This window comes from Micromonospora sp. NPDC000207 (genome assembly GCF_040300925.1).
Classification (GTDB): Bacteria; Actinomycetota; Actinomycetes; order Mycobacteriales; family Micromonosporaceae; genus Micromonospora.
Genome location: NZ_JBEPEQ010000200.1, coordinates 1 through 4,926, shown reverse-complemented (window position 1 = coordinate 4,926; position 4,926 = coordinate 1). Strand labels below are relative to the sequence as shown.

Here is a 4,926-nt window from a genome sequence, read left to right as displayed (position 1 = left end):
TTTTCTCTCGTTGGGGTGTGTGTTGTTGGGGGGGGCCGGGCGGGTATTGGCGCGGATTTGGTTCTTGGTAACGAGCCAGGGGGTCGGGGGGGACCTCGCCCTGGTCGGCCCGACCGGTACCGCCCTGGCCCGGGAGCGGCTGCGGGAGGCGCTCGGCGTCGAGGGGAGACTCTACGACCGGGCGGTCGACTACCGCCGGGCCGTGGACGAGGCGCTGTTCGGGCTGGGCAGCCGGTACGACGCACTGATCTCCCTGCTGATCCGGCTGCGGCAGCCGCAGCTCTCGAAGCGGCCGGACGAGAAGAGCCTCTCCCGGGCCCTCGGCGATGCCCTGACGCCCCTGAACGAGAACCTGATCACCCAGGTCGCCGAGGCCTTCCGCAGCCTCGACGACGAGCGGGAAACCCTACGGGACCTGGCGGACACCCACCGGGCGGCCGATGAGTTCCTCACCCGCTACCGCCAGTACGCCCGGGTAGCCACCCGCCGGCGGGCCGCCGTCCTGCGGCAACAGCACAACCGGTACGAGCAGCTCAGCCGGGACCTGACCGAGGCGCAGCGGGCCTACGACGAGGCCGACGCGGAGCTGGCGGCGGCGCAGAAGCGGATCGAGGAGCTGACCCGGCGGTCCCGGGAACTGGACACCCGCTGGCAGGCCCTGCGGGAGAGCCCCGAGGCGCGTACCGCCGAGCACCTGGGGCGGCTGCGGGAGCTCGCCGAACAGCGGGCGCGGCTGGCCCGGCAGCAGGAACAGCGGCTGACCCAACTGCGGGCGGACGTCGCGCGGACCCAACGGGTGGCCGAGGAGGCTGCCCGGGATCTGGAGCGGGCGGGGCAGAACCAGGAGACGGCCCGGGACCGGGTACGGCGGGACACCGACGCGGCTCGGCTGACCGACGGGCACACCCGCCGGGTGTTGCCGGCCCTGGACCGGGGGGTGGCGGCGGCGACCGCCGCCGCCGAGGAGCTGATCGCGTCGCGGACGACCGCGCTCCGTACCCTCGACCGGTTGCGGGACGCCGCCGACCGGGCCCGTGAGGTGGCAGACCGGGCCCGCGCGGACGTCGACCGGTTCGACGGCGAACTCGCCGCCGCCGACCTGCGGGTCGAGGCGGTCGAGTCGGCGGTGACCGAAGCCGGTGAGCTGCTCGTGCGGCAGACCGGGAAGCACCTCACCGGGCTGGTCGAGCTGCGGGTCGACGACCCCGAGGCGGTGCTGGCCGCCCTGGAGCTGTGGGCCGACGGGCTGGTCGGGGAGAACCCGGCCCGCCGGGAGACCGCCCACGCCGCCCGCACCGCCACCGAGGCGCTCACCCGCGCCGACGCCGCCGCCGAGACCGAGCAGCGCACCGCCCGCCGTGAGCTGGACCGGATCGAGGCCGACCTGCGGGAGTTGGGGCAGGGGCGGCACCGGCCGCCGCCCGCGCCGTACACCAGGGCCGATGGGGTACGCACGGACCGACCCGGCGCGCCCCTGTGGCGGGTCGTCGACTTCGTTCCCGAGGTGCCGCCGGAGCAGCGGCCTGGGATCGAGGCTGCCCTGGAGGCGGCGGGAATCCTGGACGCCTGGGTCGACCCGGAGGGCGCACTGCGCGACCCGGTCACCGGGGACACCCTGCTGCGGCCCGGCCCGCCCGTCAGCGCCCACCTGGGTGGTCTGCTGCGACCGGCGATCGACCGGGTCGACGGCAGTGGGGCGACGCCGACCGAGGAGACGGTGACGGCGGTGCTCACCGCGATCGGCCTCGGTCCCGGATCCGCTGCGGCAACCTGGGTGGACACCGACGGCAGCTTCGGCAACGGCATCCTCACCGGGCGGTGGACCAAAACGGCGGCCGAGCACATTGGCGAGGGGGCCCGGGAGGCGTACCGCCGGATGCGCGGCGCGCAGCTGCGTCGGGAGGCCGACGAGCTGACGGCGGAGCTGGCGGCCGTCACGACCCGCCGCGAGGAGCTGCGGCGGCGGCGCGAGCAGGTCACCGCCGAGGTCGAGGCGTTGCCCTCAGAGCAGCCGCTGCGCGAGGCGCACACCCTGGTGCGGGGCGCCCACCAGCATCGGCGGGACATCGTCACCGGGCGTGCCGAGGCCGACGGGCGGCTGCGCCAGCGGTTGACCGACGCCGAGGCCGCGCTGACCGAGGCGACCGAGTTCGCCGGCGACGTCGACCTGCCGTACGACCCCGAGGAGGTGGCCGAGGTCCGCGACGGGCTGCAGTCGTACCGGGTCGCCCTGGCCGCCTGGTGGCCGACCCTGACCGGGCTGCGGACCGCGACCGCCCGCCGGGAGGAAGCCGACCGGGAGCACGCGCAGTGGCTGGAGCGGCTGACCCCGGCCGCCGTCGAGGCGGAGGAGGCGCGGTCGGCGGCGACCACCGCCCGGATCGAGTTCGAGACCCTGGACGCGACCGCCGGGGACTCCGTCGCCGAACTCCACCGGCGCATCGCCGAGGTGGCCGAGGAACGTCAGCGGTGCGGGCGGGACAGCGAGCGGGCCCGCGACCAGGAGAGGAGCGCCCGCGACGCCCGGGGTGACGCCCAGGGCCAACGCACCCGGCTGCGGGAGACCCTCGACGAGGTGACCCGCGCCCGTGACCAGGCCGTGGAGGGGCTGCGGGCCTTCGCGGGTACCGGCCTCGTCGGCCTGGCCTGCCCGGACCTGGAGGTGCCGGCGGTCACCGAGCCGTGGGCGGCGACCCCGGCGGTGACCCTCGCCCGGGCGGCGGAACGGTCCCTCGCCGACACCGAGGACGACGACCGCCGCTGGGACCGGCTGCAGCAGCAGGTCAGCACGGACATGAAGACCCTCACCGACAGCCTCTCCCGGCACGGGCACCAGGTGCTGCCGATGGTGCGCGAGGAGACCATGGTGGTCGAGGTGATCTTCCAGGGGCACCCGCGGACGGTGGCCGACCTCGCCGCCGCCCTGGTCGACGAGATCGCAGAACGGCAGCGGGTGCTTTCCGCGCACGAACGCGAGGTGCTGGAGACCCACCTGGTCAACGAGGTCGCCGGGGCGCTGCAGGAGCTGATCGTCGGGGCGGAACGGCAGGTCGACGAGATGAACGCCGAGCTGCAGACCCGCCCCACCTCCACCGGCATGCGGCTGCGGCTGCTGTGGCGGCCGACCCGGGACGCCCCGGCCGGGCTGGCCGAGCTGCGTGGCCGGCAGCTGCGCCAGAGCACCGACGTCTGGAACGACGAGGACCGTCGGATGGTGGGGGCCTTCCTGCAGGAGCAGATCGACCGGGAACGGCTGCGCGACGACGCGGCGACCTGGACCGAGCAGCTCACCCGAGCCCTGGACTACCGCGCCTGGCACGAGTTCGTCATCCAGCGGTACCAGGACGGGCAGTGGCGTCCCGCAGCCGGGCCGGCCTCCGGTGGTGAGCGGGTGCTGGCCGCGAGCATCCCGCTGTTCGCCGCCGCCTCCTCCTACTACGGGTCCGCCGGCAATCCGCACGCGCCCCGGCTGATCGCCCTCGACGAGGCCTTCGCCGGGGTCGACGACGACTCCCGGGCGAAGTGCCTCGGTCTGCTGGCCACCTTCGACCTGGACGTGGTGATGACCAGCGAGCGGGAGTGGGGCTGCTACCCCCAGGTGCCCGGCCTCGGCATCGCCCAACTGTCCCGGCACGACGGCATCGACGCGGTGCTGGTCACGCCGTGGCGGTGGGACGGCCGGCAGCGGCGGCAGACCCTCCGGCCCGAACAGCGGACGCCGAAGCCGCGGGGTCCGGAGCCAGCCGAGGGCGGCGGTCCCTCGGGTACGTCGGAGTCCGGTGACGGCCAACCCGCGCTGTGGGGGCCGGGTGAGTGACCCACCCCTGGGTGATCCGGACCGGCTGCGCCGCCAGCTCGGCGGGCCGGCCACCGCCCGGCTGATCCTCCGGCTGCGCCGCCGGATCGCCCGGGGGCAGCCGCTGGCCGGGAGCCTGACGCTCGCCGAACCCACCCCGGAGGAACGCCGGGCGGTGGAAGGGTTGTTGGGTCGCCCGCCCGGGCGGGGCGGCAGCCTGACCGTCAACCTCGACGAGCTGGACCGGGTCCTGCGGCGCAGCGGACTGCACCCGGCGGGGCTGGCCGCCGCCGTGCAGACCCTGACCGGAACGGTGCCGGTCCTCGCCGACCTGCGGGCCGCCGAGGCGGTGTCCTTGCGGACGGCGCTGGCACCGCTGACCGCGCTCGGTGAGCGCCGCACCGAACTGGCCCCCTGGTGTGCCGACGCGGGCACGACCGCCCTGCTGCGCCGGCTGGCCGGTACCCCGCAGACGGCGACCCGGCTCACCGCTGACCTGGTCGCCGTGCTGGACGTGCTCCCGGCCGGCCGGGAGCCGCTGGCGCGGCTCGCGGCCCGGACCACCGGGGACGCGCACGCCCTCGACCCGGACCGGCCACTGGCGACCCTGGTTCGCTCGGCGATCCGGTCCTGCTGGTGGGGGAGTGGCCCGCTGCCGGAGTCGGCGGCCGCGCAGCGCCGGATGCTCTGGTTCGCTGCCGGGGTGCTCCTCGACGAACTGTCTTCCACGGTGCTGGCACTGAACCTGCCGACCCTGCCCGGGTGCCGGCTGCACCGCCTCGCCGGGTCCGCCGCAGCAGCCGGTGAACCGGTGGTGCTGACCCTGCGGCAACTCACCCGCGACGAGCCGCACTTCGCGGCGGTACCGGTGTTCGTCTGCGAGAATCCGACCGTGCTGGCGGCGGCGGCCGACCGGTTCGGGTCCGGCTGCCCGCCGCTGGTCTGCGTCGCGGGGCAGCCGAGCACCGCCGCACTGCGGTTGCTGACCGCGCTGACCGGCGCCGGAGCGGCGCTGCGGTACCACGGCGACTTCGACTGGGGCGGGCTGCGGATCGCGAACCTGCTGCACGCCCGGGTGCCGTGGCAGCCGTGGCGCTACCGGGCCGAGGACTACCGGGCGGTGATCGCGG

General features: G+C 75.7%; 2 protein-coding genes. Both read left to right on the top strand.

The window, feature by feature from the left end; all coding sequences use genetic code 11:
• Positions 1-10: 10 nt before the first annotated feature.
• Entirely contained in the window at positions 11-3,817 is a 3,807-nt protein-coding gene (locus ABT336_RS26800) for a TIGR02680 family protein (protein WP_350900294.1), read from the top strand.
• Positions 3,810-4,926, top strand: a 1,117-nt coding sequence (locus ABT336_RS26795; RefSeq protein ID WP_350900292.1) for a TIGR02679 family protein, incomplete at its 3' end; no start/stop codon positions are given. The genes ABT336_RS26800 and ABT336_RS26795, both read left to right, overlap by 8 nt.